Raw genomic sequence first — 22,940 nt, forward strand, 5'->3', positions numbered from 1 at the left:
CTCTCTCGAAAGCGGGTGCAAAGATAAGCGAAGAAATTCCCTTTTTCCAAATTTTTTCACCAGTATTTTTAAAGTTTTTTACAAAACACTAGACATCAAAGCCTTGAAGAAACACACGAGTGGACATCTCTTGATTCTACACCATCTATCACACACGGTTTTATAGTCAATATGTAGTTTCCTGAAATTGGTTTACTCGATTTGATATTCAATAAATTAAAAAATGTAGTATTGTTGTAATCTACTGCTACAAGTTTACTTTAAATAAATGATACTTCCTATCAAAGGTTTACTTTCTTTTCCTTCTCCCGGGGAATTCCCCGGGAGAAGGAAAAATCGCCCGGCTCAAAACATTACCCTGGCAAATTTTTTCATTTTGTCCTTGTAGGCTTGCTCCGGCACTTGACAACAAACGGCCAGGTGTGGTCTTTTCTTGTTGTATATTTCAATCACCCTCTTGACGTGTTTCCTGGCGTCATGAATATTTTTCAACGGGATATCGTTCAACCATTCTCTCTTTAAAATCCCGTTCACCCTCTCGGCGATAGCGTTATCGTATGGAGAGCCGTCCTGGGTCACGCTGACACGTATCCCGTGCAATTTCAATATCCCCGTGTACAAGGCCGAACAATATTGACCGCCCCTGTCAGAATGATGGATCAAGTCCTTGAAAGAGCCGTGTTCTCCGGTCTCTAGGGCATGGTACAAGGCTTTCACCGGACCAGACGAATCCAGAGTCGGGTGTACATCCCAGCCCATGATCCGCCTCGAGTAAGCGTCCGTCACCAGGGAAAGGTAAACAAAACCTTTGCCCGTCGACAGGTAAGTGATATCGCTAACCCATACTTGGTTAGAGCGCTCGACTCGAGTGCCTTTCACCAGGTTCGGGTACTGGTGACACCACGCGCGGGAATCCGTGGTAATGACGCGATACTTCTTCATTTTTACCATCAAGTCATGCCGGTGAAGCAAACGGGAAAGCCAATCACGACCAACCATCAAACCGTTACCCGTTAGCATCCGCCACAACTTCAGAACCCCCAAACGAGGCAAATCACGACGGATCTCTTCAACAATGGAAAGAACGTAACGTTCACGTTCTTCCTCGTCGTTACTCGAGCGAAGGCTCTTGTAATAAGCCTGCTTGCTGTAACCTAGCGAGTTGCACAGGTATGCTGTCATCGCTTTGCCCTCCCGAGCTTTTTGGCGGTCACTAATCCCGCTAATAACATCTCCTCGTGGTTTTTTTTTACATCCACGTGAAGACGGTCTTTAGCTAACTCAAGCATCAGCTCGTAAGCTTCTACAAGTACCTTTTGTTTCTCTAACTCCTCGCGTAAGTGTTCCAGTTCTTGAACTTCCTTGTCTGTCATTGATAATAAAGTTTTAGGATCATGCACTGGTAAAGATAAGCGTTTATAACTTGCTTCCGACATCACTCGGGGTTTATATTTAGTCAACCATCCATGGAAGGTAGAAGAACTGACATCATACTTGCTTAAAACCTCCGCGTAATCTAGTTCCTCGATCAAACGATCACGAACTGCCGACAATTTTACCCGAACGGGGAAATGACGATGTTTGATAATTTTTGCTAATTCTGACATTGGTTTACTATGGTTTACAGTAAACTTTTTTCAGGGTAATACAATACCATATTCCCAACGAATACTCCCTCTCTCACGTTTCCCCCTCGTGGCACTCTCGTTTCAAAGACCTTCGGGAAGGTTTTTGAAACGAGTTTGAAAGGAGTTTAAAAGGACTTTGTTCCCTGTCTTCTCCGGAATTACTCCCTGTCTTCACCGGGGATCTATCTCATCAATAAATTGACAAACAAAGCACTCCATCAAAATCAACAAACCTTCCACCGGAGCCCACCGATAAACTTATCCACGAGACCGGTGAATATTAAATAAACCTACTCCTCGTCCCCCGTTTTCGGGTTCTCCCGGGAAGTATCCAATATATTAAAACAAGACAAAACGTTTGCCCGGTAATAATCACCCATCGGGATCCATCTATCCCGGGCACGCAAGGAATTGCCCGCCCACGTGTCGACATAACGCAGGTTCAATATAAAACCCCGATGCACACGAACAAGATAAGCGTCCGGCAGTTGCCGTTCCACGGCACCCAAACGACATGCCACTGTAACACGGGATTTATCTTCAAAATAAAAATAACAATAATTACCCGATGCCTCGATACAGAGGATATCGGCATAAAAATATTTCTTGTAATACCCGTCTTGACGAATAAACAAGCCATCAGCCACCAGCGGTGACAAGCATGAAGGTGCGATTACACCCGATAAATTTGTTTTCATTGACAATTAATTTTATGCCTCATGAAATATTTACCGACGGGCACGAGATTAACTTGTATACAGTGAATAATTGTCAAATCGACATTTATTACACGGGATGAAACGCCTTTTCCCTCCATTAATACAAAAATACGAAACAAGAGGGAGCCGATTTGTGTTCAACTCCCTCTTTATTCTCATCAAGATAATACTATCTCAATTCTTATTTTTGTTAATTTTCAACCTGTGAAACTTCTTATTCTTTGCGCATGTAACTATAAACCACTCACGCACGTTTTGATATTTTGCCAAATTCAATTCAACCAAGGTGTTTTATCATCCGTCACGATAACAGTAAATGCGTCTTCAACAACATCACTCCCTGATACATTCGCCACTCGAAAAGACAAGACATATTCACCAAGCGGTATTTTCGTGTACAAAGGTATCTCCAATCTTCCTTCTCCCACGATAACCAATTCTTCTTTCAACACCTCTGCATTCGCTTTTTCCCCCTTTACTTTTACACTTTCCAATGTCACGAGTAACGGACGAGCCCCTTCCACTGTTCCTCCATAAAATCCCAGTGAAACCCACGGCGCATTATTTTTTATCCTCGATTTATAAGGATAAGTAGGTGGATCCCAAGGTGCACTACCCGGTTTCATAGTTAATGTATCATCAAGTGTTAACCCAGATATTACAGTCATTGAATTCAACGGATACTCCATAGCAGAAACGTCCAAATAACTAACATCTTCATCATGACATCCAACCGCAATTCCCAATAATGTCATTAAAAAACCAATTACTAATATTTTTCTCATAACCATATCAATTTATATCAGTACCTATTTTATGTGAGTCATCCAAAGAATGTAGCATCCCGTTTTTCACTTTAATACCGGAAGAAGCGATATAGGCTTTTTGCCCATTATCTTTCATAACCAATTCCAAAGAGGTTATCATCACGTTAGGATTGTCTTGGAATGGTGTTTTAACAGAATAAAACCACACGGGATTATTCGCCGCCGCAACAAGATTCACGCCACCATCGCCGGTTTCTGACGTCTTCTCCGGAACATCTTCACGCTCATATACTTTATTAAAGACATAACGCAATATAACTTTTCTACACAATGCGGCATCAATTTCCTCCACTTCCCGGTATTCATGATCCCACATCCAACGTCTAATCGTATTATCTACCGGTCCTAGAAACATGATCTCTTTATAATCAGATTCTTCCCCATTAAACATCGATTTTAAGCCAGCTCTATCAACCATCTGTTTTACTAAAGACCAATTATAGGAATCTGTCTGGAAATATTCATACATTGTTTTTTCCTCGTGTGTTTTCGATAGCCCTGTATCAATAAATCCATAATCCGTTCCACAAGATGTAACGATAAAACCAAGCAAAACAATTGCTATACTATATATTCTTTTCATCAGCGTAACGTTTAATTAAAATTTCTTACTATACCAGTACTTGTTAGGCATCATTAACTTGTTATATTCCGAAGCATCCCTATCAATAGGCAAATACAATGCACCATCTTTCACCTCCTGCTCTGTCAAAATACGGAAATTAGCGGGCAATTCCGTTTTATAATATCCTTTATTTCGCATAATATCAAAGAAACGATGGTTCTCGTAGATTAACTCTCTTTCTCTCTCTTGGAATATAGCGTATTGTAACCCCTTGGCATCATTTGCTGCCGGATACGCATCTGCTTTTGCACGTGACCGGATACGATTCAAATCCGCGATTGCCTCGTCCGTTTTTCCCAAGAAATTTCGTACCTCAGCTCTTAAAAGAAGAATATCGGAATAACGCCATAATATTTTATTACAATCCATATTCACGTATTTTTCCGGTTGATTCGGATCATCTGTATATATAAATTCTTTATTAAACTTTTTCACGTATGCTCGATTAACAGCCACCTCCGGTAATCCCCCTACAACCTGCGTCATAACCCATCCCGGGAAAGGTTCATACACCTCAATACGAGCCGGTTCATCCGGCCAGGTAAAGGTTGCCTCCGGATCATAATGTTCTACATCAAAATAAGCAACCTTCCGTTCATCCGCAGTATTCTCTCCGTACAAATCGTTTATTAATTTACAGCTAACACTAATATCAATCCGATCTCCTTCATAAGAACCATACTTATAAGGATACCCCCATGCACTCGCACCCACGTAAAAATCTTCTCCCGGCATAGTTTGTGTATATTTCGTATTGAATTCCAACTCTAAAATAGCCTCTTCTCCATAACGAGAATTCAACGTATTTTTCTGCAAATTCTCTATTGTTGAAGCTAAGTTGACATACCCTGCTAATTCTCCATTCGCATCAACAAGCATCGAAGCGTATTTCTCCGAAGCTTCCCAATACTCTTTCGACTTGTCTGGAGTAATTCCTTCTTCCACTGCAGCTCTCCACGCGTAAAGGTGTGCTAATAAAGCTGCCGCACTCTCTTTATTACCATATTGCCGATTGTCCATTTGCGTTCCATCAGCATATTTCAAATCCCGATATCTTGGCAAATACTGAAAGGCCCGTAACGCATTGCGAGTTGCTTCTTCCAACAAATCGTGATTGGAACTCTTTGCCACTTGCGGAGCTTCATAATCATTATTTACAACAACCGGAGCTTCCCCCCAACAACGAGCAAGGTCAAAATAACACATCCCTTTCAAAAAAGCGGCTTGCCCCCAAAAATAGTTTTTAGCCTCTTCGGTCCAATTTGATTTCACGTTATATTCCACGATATTGGCATACCCGATAGTAGCATAATGTCCTCCCCAATATCCCGTATTCATCATCTCGTTATCCCACAAATGCGCTTTAGCATCCACGTAACTAGCAGGCCCCCCGAAACCCGCTACCGCTCCATTACAATACGCCCCGGCTTTTTCTTGTATTTTCAATTTTGTAAATGTCCCTTGAAAACAAGCCTGAGCATTGGAAAGTACGGCTTCCATCTCTTCCGGTGTTTCCATGGCATTCGTGTAGGTTACTGCATTTTCCGGTGTCAAATCGATAAAACTATCGCAACCGGTAAAGCTTGCCACGCACAATCCTAATATTATTAATTTTTTCATCATATCCTATTAAAAGTTTACAGTTAAACCTAAAGTTAACTTACGAGCCAACGGATAAGCCCGATAATTATCAATACCGGTAAATATACTCACGACTTCTGGGTCCTCACCGGAATAACCCGTGATAGTAAATAGATTCTCCCCGGTAAAGAATACCCGAACATTATCCAATTTTATCTTTCGACACCACTCTCTCGGCACGTTATAACCAATAGTTAATTGCTTCAACTTCACGTAATTTACCGTTTCCACCTGACTAGACAAAACCCCTCCTATCAGACTAAATTGTAACATCGTCGCATCAAAATAGGATAATTGCGGATAAATCCCTTTTATCGCAGCATCTCCCGGTTTTTCCCAGAAACGTACATCATCAAGATCTACGTAAAGATTTGAACCGCCAATAACCTCTTTCGGGTCCATTGAATCAGAACGATACATACAAGCAATCTTTCTTCCGAACGAGTAATTCAACAACACGTTTAAATCCCAATTCTTCCAACGTACCTCATGAGCCCAGCCACCATATATTTTCGGCAATGTTTGTCCCATATTACGTTTATCCCGATAGTCGGCAATTCCGTCTCCGTTCATATCAACCACTTCCTTCATTCCAACGCCGAAAGGATATTTATTATCTGCCAAATACATCGTGTATTTTTCACCATTAGGCGTATAGTATGTCGGAATCTCCGATTCATGTTCATAGACTTTCCCATGCACGAATGCCCACAAATTATATAACGGTTTACCTAACATATGGTGAGGAATCCCGTTCGTTAATCCCACATCTTTACCATCAAAAGTCTTTTTCAAACGATTCCAGTTACGGGAAGCATTAAAACGTGTTCTCCAACTCCAGTTTTCTCCACGAATAATATCCCCGACCACTTCAATCTCAAGTCCCTCGTTGGAAATATCATTAGCATTCACCCATCGATTTTCATACAAATAAATCGTTTTTGGGATCTTGGAATTAGCAATCACTCCCGTGGACCAACGATAATAATAATCTATTTTAAATTTTAACCTATAATCGAAGAAATCCATATCTAAGCCGAAATCGTATTGATCATGTTTCACCCATTTCAACTCACGATTAATCATCCCTCCGTTCTTCAGCGCATTATCATCTATATTCATCAACGGACGCCCAAGAAATTCTCCTCCGGGAATCATCAAACCATGCGCCCGATAGGCGTCAGGAAATATTTCTCCCGATTTCCCATACGATACTCTAAATTTTCCATAACTCAGCCACCATGCCCAATCCAAGAATTTTTCCTCTGAAAAGGCCCAACCTAAAGCTACTGCAGGAAAATTCGCATATTTATTTTTATCACCAAAAACCGAAGAACCATCCTGACGGAATGTAAACTCTGTCAAATAACGTTGCTTATAGTTATAAGCAACACGCACAAACCAACTCACCATTGAAGTTTCTTCGAAATCAGACCGAGCGTGTTGAAGTATTTTATCTCCATCGCCAACCGTCATATTAGCCGCCGGCAACTCAGGAAATCCCTCGTAGATGTAATGAATTTTATCACTTGCACCACCTCTTCCTTGTCCAAAATTAAAATTCCCCGTGTTTTTCTGGAAAGAAAGCCCCGCTAACAAATCAATATTATGAGATTCATTAAATGATCTTTTATAACTAAGTAAATTTTCATTCAACACGGACAGACGTCTTTCTATTTCAGATTTAGAAGTGTTCAATCCATACTTATCTAATTTCCTCGGTAAAAATAAATTCAATGTGGCAAGACTAAAGCTGGCCGAGCCATTCAAACTCAAACGTAAACCGGGAAGAATATCATAATTTAAAACAAGCGAAGCCTTCAAATCAAACGATTCGTTCTTCTCCGATTGCTCGTTGATCGTTTCCAACAACTTTTCTTCTATCCAACCACCACCCGGCAGAAATGATGATGTTTTTGTCGGATCCACCGGCATCTTTTCAATCTTTTGAGCAGATTTCATTCCTCCGGTTGCATCTCCTCGTTGTCGAGACATATAAGTCAAAGAAATCCGAGAATCTACCAAGAAATTTCTCACCGGTTGAACATTCAAGTTCGTCAAAAGATTTACACGGGTAAAATCACTACCATACCCGATCCCTTTTTCATCGTAAACTCCCGCACCTATCAAATATTGTGTTCTAGCGCTTCCTCCACTTGCTTGAATATTCGCATTTAAGACTTTTCCGGTTCGAAACGCATACTTAAACCAGTTTGTGGCATTATTATAAAACGGATTCAAACTATCTTGTATTACACTAAATACAGGATTTTGTCCTTCTTGAATTCCTACTAAAGATTTATGCCAAAAACCGTCGTACACTGCCCCATAACTATAAAGGCCATAGGCTTCCTGCAAATTGTGCGGAAATTTATAAATCCCGGTTACAGGATCCTGATAAGGCCTCGTCTGGTTTCTCAACGCCGTTAACGCATAATCTCGTACTGCACGTCCCGCTGTTTGCTCAGGAGTCGAAGGCAATTGAGACCAAGAATAGGACACATTCGCTGAAAATTTAGCTTCCCCTTCACGCCCTTTTTTCGTGGTAATCAGAATAACCCCTCGACCTGCTCGAGAACCATAGATTGCGGCAGAGGCTGCGTCTTTCAAAACTTCAATAGATTCAATGGTAGCCGGGTCAATAGCAGAAAGAGTATTCGTACCCGTTACCGGCGAGGTAAATCCCTGCATAGGAATACCATCCACCACGTACAAAGGTTCCCCGTAATCACCCAACGAAAGTGAATTTTGGTCTATCAATGAATTATAACCGCGAATAGCAACAATAGCCCCACCCCCACCGGGAGCTCCGGACATATTCGTGATTTCTACTCCCGCCATACGTCCTTGAAGAAGAGACTCCAAACTGGAAGAGGGTATTTCCTTTATTTCATCCCCTTTCACGCTGGAAACCGAACCGATCATCTCTCTCTTTTTACGTTCACCATACGCAACAACCGTCACTTCATCCAACCCTGCCACATCTTCTTCCATCTTAACAACCAGCTCTTTACCAGATTCAAAATTCACCTTTTTTGTTTTAAACCCGATAAAAGACAAAGAAAGAACTCCTTTCTCCACCGGAATCACTGCATTAAATGCCCCTTGGTTATCTGACACAAAACCAACTTTAGTACCATCCAACATAATTGTCACTCCAGGCAAAGGTTGTCCCTTCATATCAACAACCTTACCTTTTACACGGAATTCATTCATTGACACCGTCCTATTTTTTATAATGACATGGTTTTCCACGACATTAAAATCAAAACGGGTCTTTTCCAGACATTTGGTGAGAACTTGTTCCAATGTAACGTCCTTGAAAGATTCGGTAATCTTCACGGTTTCATTTTTCACGTTCTCACTGTTGTACGTGAAGGTGTAGTCGCTGTTTTTCCCTAAATAATCCAGCACTTCCATCAACGAAGCGTCCTTGAAATTCACCGTGAACTTCGGGACGGCTTGCGCCACGGTTATTCCCACGTTTCCTATGACAAGCAAAGACAATAACGCAAGGAATTGTCTTAAAAACCTGTCATTCCTAAAAATCCGCTCTTTTAAAGAGCAATGAATCGGTTTTTTTTTCATAGATTTGTGTTTTAAACTTGAAATTTAAGTATGAGATAGGCAAAGAGATACGAGGCTCTTTGTCTATTTTTCTTTTATAATGATGGTATCATTTATCTTTATAAACCGGAAATCACCTGTTCCCTCCAGTACCCGCAACACGCTGTCCACATCCGGATATCTCTTTACCATGGTCGTGTATAAAACATTCCCGACTTTCGGCTCCTCGAAACGGAACGTGCAGCCGTACCACTCGCCCAGCACATCCACGATCTCCCGCAACGGCGCCTCTTTAAAGGCAAACAGGTTATTCATCCAACCCGTAGAATATCTCACATCAACTTCACGCACCCCGATGCTCCCGTACTTTGTCAAGAAAGCCTGCTCCCCCGGACGAAGTTCCACGCTATCCTGTTTCCCGTTTTTCATTCGCACGCGCCCTTCCACCAATGTAGTCTCACACGATACATCGTACGCACTCACGTTAAAGCTCGTTCCCAGCACGTTGATCACGGCAGAAGCCGTATTCACTACAAAAGGATGGTCAGCATCTTTCACCACCTCGAAGAATGCCTCCCCTTTCAGGTACACGATTCGTTTATTTCCGACAAATGTATTCGGGTATCTCAATTCACTCCCGGCATTCAGCCACACGTAGCTACCGTCGTACAACGTTACTTTTATATTTCCTTGTTTCGAAGTCGTCAGCACGTTATACTCGATTTCCTGCATTTGGACAAGTTGAGATTCGTCGGTCTTCTCTTCTACCGGAAGAACAAGTTTGCTATCACTTGTGTTTACAGCCAATTGTTTCACGGAATCTTCCGGGTAAACCACCTTTCCTCCGGTTGTCACCAGCGTCGCAAAAGGCTCCATTCGTCCTTTGGGAACAGAAGAAAGCGGAATTGTCTTTGCCTGTTGTTTTTCTTCCGCACTCCAAAGAATCAATACTACTCCCACTAAGACCGTGGCAGCAATCCCCGAAAGATATCTCATCATCCGTGCACGTTTCCTGCGCCTTATCCTGTCATTTATTTTTTTGAAAGGTGCTTCTGTGTCCACGTTATTCATATCCGCTATCCCCTCGTAAAGCATATCCGCCTCCCGAAGTTTCATAAATAATTCCCGATTCTTCGGTTCCAAGCACCAGACCTCCAAGAACTTTTTCTCGTCAACGGAGATTTCTCCACGAAGAGACCTGTAAATCAAATCACTTATCTCTATATCCTTCCTTATTCTTTTCATAGACATACTTTTTACCTGCTAACAAAAACATATTGCCAATAATACAACCAACATGAGAACGTACTGGTTATAATCCGACAAATGGATTCTTAAATCCTTATAAGCTTGTTTCTTATGAGTTTTAACCGTGTTTATACTCAACCCCAATTCTTCTGAAATCTCATCATAACTATATCCCTCCAATCGTAATAAAATAACATCCCGCTTCACCCCTCCCAATCTATTCACTTCATCCAATATTCTAGCTTTCAATTCCTGTTCTATAATCAAATGATTTACATCAATCTCATCTACATAACTCTCTCTCAAACCTAACATTTCCATCTCAACCTTATGATCCCGCATATAGTTCAAGGATTTATTCTTCAAACAGCTATATAAATACGACTTAAACGTAAGTATATTCGGGAAACAATATGCTTTTTCCCACATATACAAGAAAGCATCTTGAGTGAGATCAGCACTAATATTCTCATTTTTAATCAACTTCAAAACAAAAGTATAAGCCCTAGGATAAAACATATTAAAGACAGCCTTAAATATTCGGGTATCTTTCAAGTCTATTTCCGACGTTTCAATATGTATTCTTTCAACTGTCATATTTTGCATTCCATGCATTAATTCTCTCCTAAAGCACAAAAAAAGGAATTAGGGGTGAACCCAAAGTCCATTTTTTTCAATTTATTTTTATCCATTTCATGGCATCTGCTACGATAATGACATCTTTTCTACCCTTGGTGCTTTTATCCGATAAAACTACATTTACTTCACCCCCAGGGAAATCAAATTCGCCAAGACATACCCACCCTTGATTATCTTTAGGCAAAGCAATATCCATATTAACCTCCACCTCTTCACTCCAATCTTTACACCCGACAATATAATTATAAACAATATCACGCGGTCGTCTCTCCACGCTACTCTTCTTATACACCCATCCCATCACCCGATACTTCCCTTTCTCGGGCAAAACAGCACACCACGTAGCGGTAGATTTTCCTTCCCCACTACACTTGCAATAACAACTTTGAATAGAATCCCCGTAGCTATAGGCATCCACGACTGGTATCCAACGGGTACTATTCACAACCTCACGCATGGATTTATATACACGTTCTTTCTTTTGGAAACGCTGCAACCAAGTAATTTCTGCATCATACAATCCAAAACCGGAATCTTCATTATCTACCAATATCACATCAGCTTCCGGCTCAAACAACCGAGAGGAAATCTCTTTCCACTCATTCACCAACGTTTGCTCTTCCCTACCGCCTTCCTGTATCCAGGATGAAGGCATTTTCCTTTTCGGACGATTAGAAGACAATCCGAAAACAATCCCTTTAGGTGACATATCCGTTACAATCCGAAACTCTTTCGCCTCCCCGGCAAGCAAGTGATTCCTGTACAACCTCACCCCCGAAAAATCACTACACTCTACGGATAAAATTCCCTCTGTCTTCCCCACGTTCATCACCTTTCCTGTCACCTCATAATTATATTTCGGCAATACCATCTCTCCCGCTTTTTGCACTGCTACCACGGGATACGCCTTCACGACAAAATCTCGCACCCAATAAAATTGTTCATGCCGGGATGCCATCCATTCTTTTGCGACAGTTTGCAAATCAACCCCCAATTGCGTCCGAAATTGTTGACACACTGTATCAAACGGAATTTCTCCAGCTAAATTTTCGTAAATATTATTCAACAATAATTTCACCTTATCAAAAGACACATCCAAAGTCAGCCTATCGGAGAGATCATCCCGCTTTAAACGAAAACAATCCCGTTGCTCTCCCCATTGCAAAGTATTATCTATCAAAAAATCAGACATTCCACGTCCTCGCCAATAATCAAGACCATCGAAATTAGATGTATTCAAAAAATCAGATAGTATAGACAACCCTTTCTCCTCTTTGCGTAAATCATTTAACACAACATCAATAAAAGGATATTCCGGTGAATACACTCGCCCTCCACTCTCCTCCGTCAGACCTTTAACACCGTACATAAAACCAGGACGATCTCCATTACTTTTTTCCGCCTGCATGATACCCCACAAAGGATGACTATTCAATTTCTCCACCTCCCCATACAATATACTTTTCCCTCCTAACCATCCCGTCACCCATTCCCAATCTAATTTTTCACTTTTCAAACATTCAGCGAGCTTTAAGCCGAAACCTCTCTCCGGCCAAAAAAGCATTCCCGGTTCAGCTTGTTCTTGTTTCAATTGAGCTATTCTCGTTTCCGTGTAAAACGAAACTGGAGTTTCAAAACAATATAATCGAGGATTTGTCGGTTCATACCACGACAAATTAGTATCCACCATGTCATCTAGAACAAACGGCAAATTATAATATTTATCAACACAAGTTTCCCATTTTCTCGTGTCCATTTTTTGAGGGAAACGATCCAACAACAACTGATACCCTCCCTTCGAATACAACACCCCTTCCACACCCTTAAAACGGACGGATTGTTTCTTGTATTCTCCACCACACAAAGAGATTCCCGATAACACTTTACTTGGACAGAAAAATAAAGAATCTCCTTTTCGAGAAACCACTCCCTGGGATAGCAACACTTTCTGCCGAGGGGCAACTACCGTTAAACTAAAACGTGTAAAATCCCGACCCGAGGCCATAGGCATAAGCGGATTCACCGGAGGATAAGCCACCGGATACCACATTGAGGCTGAAGTCAATAGCAAATAGTCATCTCTCACGAAAGAACCCCTTCTACCTGTAGGGAAAAAATAATCTCCTCGAAAAGTATCTTCATACCTATCTGCCGATAAATGCAAATCACAATACCTGTCATCTATTTTCCCCTCGTATTCCATGCGCATACAAATCGAATCCCCTGCCTCCAAAGGGTGCTTGACTACCAACACCTGTTTTTCCCTCTCCCATACTATTTCACGTCCCGCAATCTCGACCCTTTCCACTTGCAACCCTGGGTTCAAAAACAAAACACATGCGGCAAGCCTCTCCTTGTTGGGATTATAAATGACCAAATCACAAGTGACAGAAATACAACCCCCAAATTGAGAAAATACCATATCATTTTGCTTTACCCGACAAGTCACTTCATCCCAATTACGACGAAAACTTTCACAATATCCCTCTCGCACCCAACGATCAACTTGAAACTTCCACTCCAAACTACCGGCACAAAAACACCCTATAAACACGGCACTCCATCCAAGTAGCGTATACTTTCTTGTCATCATTCCATTATTGGCAATTCGCTCAACAAAAGGAATACTTAAACAAAAAAAACCAAAACCGATCAGGAGATAAACGGCTCGCTGCACCAAATACCCGCCTAAATTCACGTGTCCCGTGAACTCGGAGAATAAATTAGGAATCCCACTAGCCATAAAATCCCAAGTACCATGAGAATAATAAGGTAAAAAATAAAACGACACCCCCACGAAACCTAGTAACAACGTGATCACCACAAAACGAAAACGAATCCATCGACAAAGCCAAATGCCCAATCCATATATAAAAACAAAAGAAGGGACACTTAACGTTAGCATGTAAAAAAGATAATAACCAAAAGCAACCGGCGCCACACTCGTTAAATTTACCAAAAATACGGAACCGACAACCTCAATCACATTCACCATTAAAAAAGAGGCTAAAAGCCCTAGCATCTTCCCCCACTGGTATTCCTGATTGTCCCATGGCCGCGTATTCAATGGCTCCATCGCATTATAGCGTCGCTCACGATAAGGTTGTTCCGTAGCTATAATTATCAAAAATAAGGATTGAATCAGACTAAACAAATATGCGTTCACCAAAGGCATAGCACAAGGAAGGGCAACCATCTTCCAATTTGAATAAGCCTCCCTCCCTTGCCAATATATATGACATGCGATAACCCCCGTTACCGTCAACAAAGCAAATAATTGAAAAATCCATTGCCGACGATTGAGTTTCACCTCGTATCGGGCTATTTGTAACACATGACGTATATTCATACTTCTTTTTTTAAATCATCCAACGTTTTCTATCTTCCACCATCACCACTTGCCCACACCCCCCATATCTACTGACAATTTCGTTGTTACAACTATAGCCCTCCAACATTTCTTTAGGCAATACAACCAAAGTAATACGCAACATATCTTTTTCCGGAGAAAAATCCTTATTAATGAATAAATAATCACCAGCCTCCTCCACTCCAACATTTACCATCCCAAAACCTTGAACTGCATTTAGCTCACAAAAATATTCAAAAGCTTGCCCTGTACCTTGATAAAGACACAATACCACATCTTTGTCTCCAAAAATCCCCTGAAAACTTACATTGAATGAACCTCCGACCTCTACCACCAAAGTCTTTCGATATTCCACGGCTTTACAAAACATTGAGACTCCACTCAAAAAGAACACCAATAACATTAAAAATTTCTTCATTTTTTTTCACAAACCATTAATTTAAAAATTAAACATCTCTCTAAGCGATTCAAAATTCATTTTGACCACTTATAATACAACTCATGCTTCTAAAGCACCAAAAAGACGCTTTAGGGGTGAGAAAAATTCGAACTTTTTTTTTGAAAAAAAAATAATTTAAGAAAAGATCAAAAAAAATCAGAAAAAAACGATATCATTCTCCCTTAAACTTTGAAGATACATACGGAACAAAATATCCGGAATAAAATAAATATTATCTTCGACTGTCAACAAATTCAGTTCCATCAATTTACGACCTGCTGCTTGAACGGCACTGCTAGATGCCAGTGAATACTTACGAATAAAACCTATACTCATGACCTTTTGAGCTTTACCTTCCGCGGCAACAGCATACAGCAACTCCTTCTGGCGTTCGGGTATCCGAGACAATATCTGGCGATAACCGTTGCTGGCTTCCTCCAGCATCGCATCAATGGTTTGGCGCAGTATTTCCGTGGTACATATGCCGCCTACCGAAGTATTAATGAAAGCCTCGTGAAAAGTCTTTTGCATATAATTAGGTATTACCGTCAAACAAATCGTATATTTTCTGTACATCCGGCTCACCAATACTTCGTTCATACGCACTGAACCAATGACAAACGAAAGGTATATACTCCTCCTTCACGATGGGATGCAATTCCAAAACGAAAGTACTGTTATAAAATGGTCGGGCAGAAGAAAAAAACATTTCTGTCACCAAATGATGCTCACTACCCACAAAAATAAACGCACATTAGAGAGATGTTGGATATACGAACGCAACAAAGTCTCGATATTCTTTTCCGGGTATCGGGTTATCTGCTGGAATTCGTCAAAAGTCACGATACACGGTTTGTCTGCCTTTTCCAAACAATCAAAAATCTCTGAAAGAGTAAACTCCAGACGGCTAATATCACCAAGTTCCAAGCTGAAAGTAGGCATGTTATTTATGGGATCAAAACCAAATTTCACATTAATCGATTTTAGTCCACGAACAAACGTCGTCAACATTTTCTGACTCTTCGTGTGTTACAAATCGAAAACTCGCTGACCGAAAACATAAGTAAATTCCCGCAAACTAGAAGTATGCAAAATATCTATGTGGAACGTGTAATAATTGTCTGCACATTCCGGTTTATCGTAACAAAAATAAATCAACTTTGATTTCCCCATAGCCGAGGTGAAATTAAACAAAGATTTCCCCAGTTGGACAAAGTACGAATAACCTTTTTTGATTCTTCACGCCTGTCACAAAAATATTTTTCCGAGATACTACCGGTGATAACAAAAGGATTATTCATATTTCATTCATTTATTTGTTACAAGTGCAAAGTTATTATTTATCTTGAATTATACGATTTGTATAATTCAAAACATATAATCTAACATATTACCGGATAATAATTTGATTTCTGCTAATAATTTTATACATTTACAATATTCATTCAGAACTAAAAAAAGACAAAGTTATGGGCGGCGAAGGACACATGGCTGACATGAATCAGCGCATCAAACAAAACCAGACATTACTCCGGCGGCGACGTGAAAGGAGTAAAAACCTCCTTGAAACGATACGAGAGAAATCACATTCTCCCTATTCAAAAAATTTCTCGGTAGAGGAATTGGAACAAGCTGAAAAAGAATTCGCGTTCAAGGAACAGAGTGATAAGCTATATTACTTCCGCTTCACCTTTATATTTTTAGGCTCTATACTCTTGCTTGCCCTCTTGGCATTTTGGATATTTAAATAAAACGTTTATATGATTTTTGATTTACGATTTAAGATTACTCCCAATCCTAAATCGTAAATCCGAAATCATAAATCTTAAATTGTTTCCTCATTCAGCGCTCTCTTCACGAACTGTTCGATAAAATCAACCGTTCCCTCCACCCCCAGCAGGGAAGAATCCACCGACAGATGATAGGATGCGGCAACACCCCACTCTTTATCCGAATAAAAATTGTAATAATTAGGACGTGTCTTATCCATCTTGCGCACCAGCTCGCGGGCCTCCTGTTCCGGGATATGCTGGCGATTCATCACGGTTTTCACCCGTTCTTCCATATCGGCATGGATAAATATGTTGATACATCTTTTGTTGTCCCGCAAAATATAGTCGGCACAACGCCCCACGATGACACAGGAGTGTTCATTCGCCACTTTCCGGATTACATCCGATTGTATCTGAAAAAGTTTATCGTTTGAAAGGAAATCATTGTACTGGAACGGCCCGAACGTAAACCCAGCAGCAAAAGCCTGCAAGAGATTCCCCGAATTTTTCTCGTCCGCCTTTTCAAAAAATTCCTGACAAAGTCCGCTCTCTTTGGAAGCCAACGCGATCAACTCCTTATCGTAGAAAGCAATATTAAATCGCTTCGCCAAGGCGTGCCCTATTTCCTTGCCGCAACTACCGAACTGACGTCCGACGGTAATAACAAAATTCTCCATAAGTCTATCTTTAAGCTATTTCTTCTACAAAACTACCGTTTTTTTCCCAAACCTGTCGTCCATTATGTACAAATTTATTTACACATTCAGATGTTTTAATTGCCACCTCAACATCAACGCCGCCACAACTGTCGCGATGGCGTCCGCCACGGGCATACTCATCCAGACTCCTACCGTGCCGAAGAAATTCGGGAAAATCAACAGTGAAGGGATCAAGAACAACAATTGCCGGGTCAACGACAAGAAGATCGCTTTCTTCGCCATCCCTATGGACTGGAAGAAACTCGACGTCACCATCTGGAAACCGACCACGGGGAAACATACCACCACGATACGTAATCCTTCCACCGCGATATGAATCAAATCCGCGTCCGTCGTGAAAAGATAAACAATCGAGCGGGGGAACAACTGTCCCGCCAAAAATCCGGTTGTCGTCACCGCCACCCCGCAAAAGATCGTGTACTTCAACACCTGCTTCAACCGAACGTATTGCCGTGCCCCGAAATTATAACCCGCGATAGGCTGCATCCCTTGATTGAACCCCATCACGATCATGATAAACAAAAAGACCACCCGGTTCACGATACCGTAAGCCCCGATAGCCAAATCTCCCCCGTGAGCTTTCAGGCTCTTGTTGATCAGAATAACCACGAAACAGGCACACAGGTTCATCAGGAACGGCGATAACCCGATAGCCAACATTCCCCCGACAATATGCCGCTTCAACCCGAATATACCTCGTTGGAAATGCAGGAAACTCTTTTTATCGAAGAAGTGATGCAACTGCCAACTCAAAGATATCACCTGAGCCGCGATCGTCGCCAACGCCGCCCCTCTTATTCCCCACTCGAACACGAGAATAAACAACGCGTCCAACACGCAATTCACTATCACCGCCATCAGCGTCGCCGTCATCGCCTTCTTCGGGTAGCCCGACGCCCTCAGTACCTCATTCAGCCCCATGTAAATATGGGTAACCAGATTACCTCCCAGAATCACCTCCATGTATTCCCGGGCATACGGCAAGGTATCGGGACTCGCCCCGAAAAACAATAATATCGGGTCAAGAAACACCAGAGCCACCGTCATGAACACCAACCCGATAATAGCATTCATCAAAACCACGTTGCCCAACACTTGATTGGCGCTCTCCTTATCTCTCTGCCCCAGCTTGATAGCCACCAGTGTCGAGGCACCCACCCCCACCAGCGAACCGAACGCCGCCGCCAGATTCATCAACGGGAAAGTGATAGCCAATCCCGCGATAGCCAACGGTCCCACGCCATGCCCGATAAATATACTGTCCACCATGTTGTACAACGAAGATGCCGTCATGGCAATAATAGCGGGAATCGCGTATTGCATCAGCAACTTCCCGATTTTCTCCGTTCCCAGTACAAGTGGAGCGCTGTCCTTTACATCAGTCATTCCAATCTCCGCTTTCTATAATTAATTGTTTTAACGCTTCAATAGCTTCTCCTTCCGGCACACCCACGCGCACCATCGCTTTCCCGCGGAACAGGTTCACCTTCCCGTTCCCGGCACCCACGTAACCGTAATCGGCATCACCCATCTCCCCGGGCCCGTTGACAATACATCCCATCACGGCTATTTTCAAACGGCTCAAGTGCCCGAAAGCCTCCTTCACCCGTGCCACCGACTCCTGCAAATTATATAATGTCCGTCCGCATCCCGGGCAACTGATAAATTCCGTTTTATAACGGCGCACTCCCGCCGATTGCAAAATATCCCGGCTCAACTGCACGCCATAGAACGCGTCCGGCACCCCGGTGCAAGACAACCACAACCCGTATCCCAATCGATCCAAGAATAAACCTCCCAAATTCGCCGCCGCCAACAAACGAAGCGTCGATACATCTTTCTCTTTCGATATCAAGCGAATAATCACCCGGTTTTCAATACCTAAACGTTCAAGCCCCCCCAAGTAAACACGGTACACCGCAACAGAAGCCACATCCAAGGTAAGCACCACGACAGCCGACTTATTCTCCTTCAATTTTCTCGCCAAATCGGCATTCATGAACTTCCCGTTACGCACCTCCACGAAAATACCATCTCCCTCCACGGGACGCGAAAGGCGAAGAAACTCCTTGTCACTGATTAACGCTGCCGCCTTACGGTTATAAACATGCGCCACATCTATCATCTCGAAAGGCACGACCACGGTCACCGAATCCGGCAATTTTGTCAATTCCGGTCCCAGTGCCTCGGTATAAATAATCTCCGGGGCGCGTACTCCCCCTCGCAACATATCGCCGTACACCGGATCATTCACCGCTGCCACGTGAAAATCCAATTTCTCCATCACCGCTTCGTCTATGCAATCCACCTTGGATATATCCGCGACAAGCACCGGGCGCGAATAACACCCGTCTAACTTAACAGGTTCCACACCCACGTCAACGCGACTACATAATATACTCAAAGCTAATGCCTCGGGAATTTCCCGTTCCGGTTCCTCCGTCAGTGAAACCCGGATAGTATCGCCCAATCCCTCGTTCAAGAGAGTACCGATACCTACTGCCGAGCGAATCCTCCCGTCTTCCCCCTCTCCCGCTTCCGTCACTCCCAAGTGCAACGGGTAATCCATCCCCTCTTTTTCCATCTGCCGCACCAGCAAACGCACCGCCTCCACCATCACGCGGCAATCGCTGGACTTCAAGGAGATCACCACGTTATCAAACTCTTCGTCACGACACACGCGCAAGTACTCCATCGTCGCCTCCACCATTCCGGCAGGCGTATTCCCGTAGCGACTCATAATCCGGTCAGACAGGGAGCCGTGATTCGTACCGATTCGCACCGCCGTGCCGTGTTCCCGGCACACGTCCAGAAACGCAGTGAACTTCTCCCGCAACCGCCGCAACTCCTCCCCGTATTCCTCGTCCGTGTAAACCAACGTCTGGAACGTGGCGCGCTTGTCGACGAAATTACCGGGATTGATACGTACCTTCTCCACGTGTTTCGCCGCCTCCATCGCTGCCTCCGGGTTGAAATGTATATCAGCCGAAAGCGGTGTAGTGTACCCCCTCCGGCGCAATTCCGCGTGTATATTGGCTAAATTTTTCGCTTCCTTTACCCCGGGAGCCGTGATACGCACCAGTTCACCTCCCGCGTCAATAATCCGTATCGCCTGCTCCACGCAAGCCTCCGTGTCCATCGTGTCCGTGTTCAACATAGACTGCACGCGCACCGGATACTCCGACCCGATATAAATATCACCGACTTTTACTTGTTTTGTTTTCCGACGACCCATGTTTTAATTTTAGATTTTAAATTTTAGATTTTAGATTCCCATCACGCTACATCCTAAATTTTAAATTCTAAACTCTAAATTTTATTCATTATTCTTTTCAGATTCTGAAGGTTATGCCTATTCGCCATATCCTTCCCTTCCGGGGTGTAAAGATAGTCGATTTCTTCTTTAAAATGATCGTAAACCCGAGTTCTTACCACTTTCATCGTGGAATTTATCATCCCGTTCTGCTCTGTCAACGGTTCGGGCAGGATAGCCACCACCGCGGGCAACCACCTTTCCGGGAACAAATTAGCATAGCGCCCGCCAACCCGGTAAGCCATCAATTCTTCCTGCAACTTCTTTATCATCAAACGATAGGCATCCGGGGAATCCGGTTCCATGTTCCGTTTCCCGACATATTCCCGCAAGGCGGCTTTATTCGGCACGATCAACCCCGCCGTGTAAGGCGATTGATTGTTATACAATATACAATAATCTATGTACCCGGATTGCTCGGCTATCGTTTCCTCGATACCCTCCGGACTATATTTCTCCCCGTCATTCGCGATCAGCAATGACTTGAACCGCCCCAGCACGTACAGCCAACCCGCTTCGTCCAGATATCCCAGATCACCCGTGTGCAACCAGTCATCGACAATCGTTTCGGCAGTGCTTTTCTCGTTGCGCCAATATCCTTCCATCACGTTTCCACCCCGGATCCACAACTCCCCCTTCTGCCCGTGAGGCAACGGCTTCCCGTCCTCGTCGCAAATCAGGATATCCATCGGTTTTACCAGCGTTCCGGACGAACCGAAACGGTGGCGCCCGGGCGTGTTGGAACTAATCACCGGGGATGCCTCCGACAACCCGTAGCCTTGAAACATCGGCACGCCCAATGCCGCGTAATAACGTTGCAACTCGATATCCAACAAGGCACCGCCCCCGACAAAGAAGCGCAAATTTCTCCCGAACACCTGTTTCCTGATTTTCGAGAACAACACCGCGTCCCACAATTTCACCAGAGGTTTCAACAAGCATCTCCATCCCTTGCCCCGGTCGTCCCCGAAACCGTTGTATTTATAAACGAGCCTTAGTCCCGTCCGGTATAAACGTTCCGTGAAACGTCCTTGTGCCCGTATGCCCGCTTCTATATTTTTACGGAAATTCTTTGCCAACGCCGGAACGCTCAACAATATATGAGGTTGCACCTCTTGCAGGTTCACGGGAATATTGCGCAAATACTCCATTCCCGATTGCCCGTAATCCACCGACGCGACCGAAGCCCCGTTATACATGAACGAGTAAAGCCCCACCGTGTGGGCAAAACTATGATCCCACGGCAGGAACAACAACACTTTATAATAATCCGGTATCCGGATAAGCGAATCCGATTGCAACACGTTAGTCACGTAATTCCGGTGCGAGAGCATGATACCTTTCGGCTCGGCAGTCGTCCCCGACGTGTAAGAGATATTCACGAGGTCACGTTCGTCGATAGCCTTCACCCTTTCGTCCAGTTCGTTCCGGTGGCCCGCCAACCATTCCGCTCCCTTCCGCTGCAATTCCTCGAAACCGATATAACGCCCCTCGTTCACCGCGGAATCCAACACGATAATCTTCTCCACGCCTTGTACCCGATCTTCAATCTCTTTCACCCGGTTCAGGAAATTCGACGAAACAACCAGAAACCTCGCTTGTGAATGTTCTATCCGGAACACAATCTCCCCATCCGTCAACTTAATCGACAACGGCACGTTCACCCCCCCGGCATACAACATCCCCAGCTCCGAATAAGCCCATTTATTGCACCCCTCGCTCAACAACGCCACCCTCTCGCCACGCTCCAACCCCAACATACACAATGCCCCGGCGAAGTTCATCACCTCCCGTTTCACCCCCGTGTACGTCGTCGCCCTGTATTCCCCGTCCTTCTTCTCCCATAAATAAGGTCTGTCGGGAAACATTTCACAACTTCTCTCGAATAAGTCTATAATCGTCTTCATATCTTTCATCATACCCACAAAGCTAACAAAGAATTTCCATTCTTACGAACAAAACGATTCATTCGTTGTCATAAGTTACCATAAGGCAATGCCTGCAACCACAATTCCATGAAACGATCGTACACGCGATAGCCCTTATCGGATTTAAAAACGTATTCTTTATCCATCAACACCTTAAGAGCCGAATTGATTGAATATTTTATTCATAACCAATGATTTATAAATTGCGTAATTTGTGTAGCACAAAAAGTGCTACACAAATTACGCAATAACTTTTGAAAATAACAAATACTACTGTCAAAATAGGATTACTCTGTCCTGCCACCCATCCCGGCATCCCGTAATATTCTTTCCGTCTTCTTCTCCATGTAACAATTCGTGATATGCCAACGATGCTCGTCAAGCCAATACCTGTCCGCTTCGCGAGTTCCGGGATTCAAACCGTAATCTATACAGCCGAAATCCACCAAGCAAGTGACATCCCGGAACAACCGGTTCAATTCTTTCGCCGACAAATCATTGTAAC

Annotated in this window: 17 protein-coding genes and 1 pseudogene; 1 reads left to right on the forward strand and 17 read right to left on the reverse strand. The window is 43.2% G+C overall.

From position 1 onward, the window contains the following. Positions 1-345 precede the first annotated feature (345 nt). The 12 genes and pseudogenes from L0M98_RS22285 to L0M98_RS22340 form a co-directional block, all read right to left on the reverse strand. Entirely contained in the window at positions 346-1,182 is an 837-nt protein-coding gene (locus L0M98_RS22285; protein WP_227217867.1) for an IS3 family transposase, read from the reverse strand. Beyond that, entirely contained in the window at positions 1,179-1,607 is a 429-nt protein-coding gene (locus L0M98_RS22290; RefSeq protein ID WP_099292896.1) for a hypothetical protein, read from the reverse strand. Before L0M98_RS22290 ends, L0M98_RS22285 begins: the two co-directional genes overlap by 4 nt. Positions 1,608-1,918: 311 nt before the next feature. Next, positions 1,919-2,326 (reverse strand): LytR/AlgR family response regulator transcription factor, encoded by a 408-nt coding sequence (locus tag L0M98_RS22295; protein WP_227217868.1) that lies wholly within the window; start codon positions 2,324-2,326, stop codon positions 1,919-1,921. Positions 2,327-2,619: 293 nt separating this feature from the next. Beyond that, entirely contained in the window at positions 2,620-3,132 is a 513-nt protein-coding gene (locus L0M98_RS22300) for a hypothetical protein (RefSeq protein ID WP_141560938.1), read from the reverse strand. Positions 3,133-3,139: 7 nt separating this feature from the next. Then, positions 3,140-3,757, reverse strand: a complete 618-nt coding sequence (locus L0M98_RS22305) for a hypothetical protein (RefSeq protein ID WP_141560937.1) — start codon at positions 3,755-3,757, stop codon at positions 3,140-3,142. Between the two features lie 15 nt (positions 3,758-3,772). Beyond that, a complete protein-coding gene (locus L0M98_RS22310; RefSeq protein ID WP_186975844.1) occupies positions 3,773-5,422 on the reverse strand; it encodes a RagB/SusD family nutrient uptake outer membrane protein in 1,650 nt (549 codons plus the stop codon). A gap of 6 nt (positions 5,423-5,428) precedes the next feature. Then, positions 5,429-9,028: a SusC/RagA family TonB-linked outer membrane protein gene (locus L0M98_RS22315; RefSeq protein WP_227217869.1), complete on the reverse strand. Its 3,600-nt coding sequence runs from the start codon at positions 9,026-9,028 to the stop codon at positions 5,429-5,431. Between the two features lie 63 nt (positions 9,029-9,091). Then, complete coding sequence (locus tag L0M98_RS22320; RefSeq protein ID WP_227217870.1) at positions 9,092-10,252, reverse strand: FecR family protein; 1,161 nt, start codon at positions 10,250-10,252, stop codon at positions 9,092-9,094. Positions 10,253-10,270: 18 nt separating this feature from the next. Then, positions 10,271-10,861, reverse strand: a complete 591-nt coding sequence (locus tag L0M98_RS22325) for a sigma-70 family RNA polymerase sigma factor (RefSeq protein WP_237961999.1) — start codon at positions 10,859-10,861, stop codon at positions 10,271-10,273. 67 nt (positions 10,862-10,928) lie between these two features. After that, entirely contained in the window at positions 10,929-14,243 is a 3,315-nt protein-coding gene (locus tag L0M98_RS22330) for a golvesin C-terminal-like domain-containing protein (RefSeq protein ID WP_227217872.1), read from the reverse strand. A 10-nt stretch (positions 14,244-14,253) separates the two neighbouring features. Continuing rightward, positions 14,254-14,682, reverse strand: a complete 429-nt coding sequence (locus tag L0M98_RS22335) for a hypothetical protein (RefSeq protein WP_227217873.1) — start codon at positions 14,680-14,682, stop codon at positions 14,254-14,256. A gap of 177 nt (positions 14,683-14,859) precedes the next feature. Continuing rightward, positions 14,860-16,004 (reverse strand): annotated as a pseudogene (locus L0M98_RS22340) (AAA family ATPase). A gap of 168 nt (positions 16,005-16,172) precedes the next feature. On the opposite strand from L0M98_RS22340, the gene L0M98_RS22345 reads away from it, so the two are divergent. Further along, positions 16,173-16,454: a hypothetical protein gene (locus tag L0M98_RS22345; protein ID WP_227217874.1), complete on the forward strand. Its 282-nt coding sequence runs from the start codon at positions 16,173-16,175 to the stop codon at positions 16,452-16,454. Positions 16,455-16,528: 74 nt separating this feature from the next. Here the strand turns inward: L0M98_RS22345 and L0M98_RS22350 are convergent, their stop codons facing one another. From L0M98_RS22350 to L0M98_RS22375, 5 genes are all read right to left on the reverse strand, one after another. Continuing rightward, on the reverse strand, positions 16,529-17,152 hold the full coding sequence (locus L0M98_RS22350; RefSeq protein ID WP_099291794.1) for an AAA family ATPase: 624 nt from the start codon (positions 17,150-17,152) through the stop codon (positions 16,529-16,531). 78 nt (positions 17,153-17,230) lie between these two features. Then, complete coding sequence (locus L0M98_RS22355) at positions 17,231-18,580, reverse strand: MATE family efflux transporter (protein ID WP_227217875.1); 1,350 nt, start codon at positions 18,578-18,580, stop codon at positions 17,231-17,233. Beyond that, positions 18,573-20,429, reverse strand: coding sequence for a (E)-4-hydroxy-3-methylbut-2-enyl-diphosphate synthase (gene ispG / locus L0M98_RS22360; protein ID WP_099291792.1), 1,857 nt, complete (start codon positions 20,427-20,429; stop codon positions 18,573-18,575). The genes L0M98_RS22355 and ispG overlap by 8 nt, the downstream gene beginning before the upstream one ends. A 74-nt stretch (positions 20,430-20,503) precedes the next feature. Then, complete coding sequence (locus L0M98_RS22365) at positions 20,504-22,426, reverse strand: AMP-dependent synthetase/ligase (protein ID WP_370645706.1); 1,923 nt, start codon at positions 22,424-22,426, stop codon at positions 20,504-20,506. Positions 22,427-22,722: 296 nt separating this feature from the next. Then, the coding region (locus L0M98_RS22375) for a hypothetical protein (RefSeq protein WP_227217876.1) at positions 22,723-22,940 on the reverse strand (218 nt) is incomplete at its 5' end.

Origin of the sequence: Butyricimonas sp. DFI.6.44, assembly GCF_022132345.1 — a bacterium.
GTDB classification, from domain to species: domain Bacteria; phylum Bacteroidota; class Bacteroidia; order Bacteroidales; family Marinifilaceae; genus Butyricimonas; species Butyricimonas muris.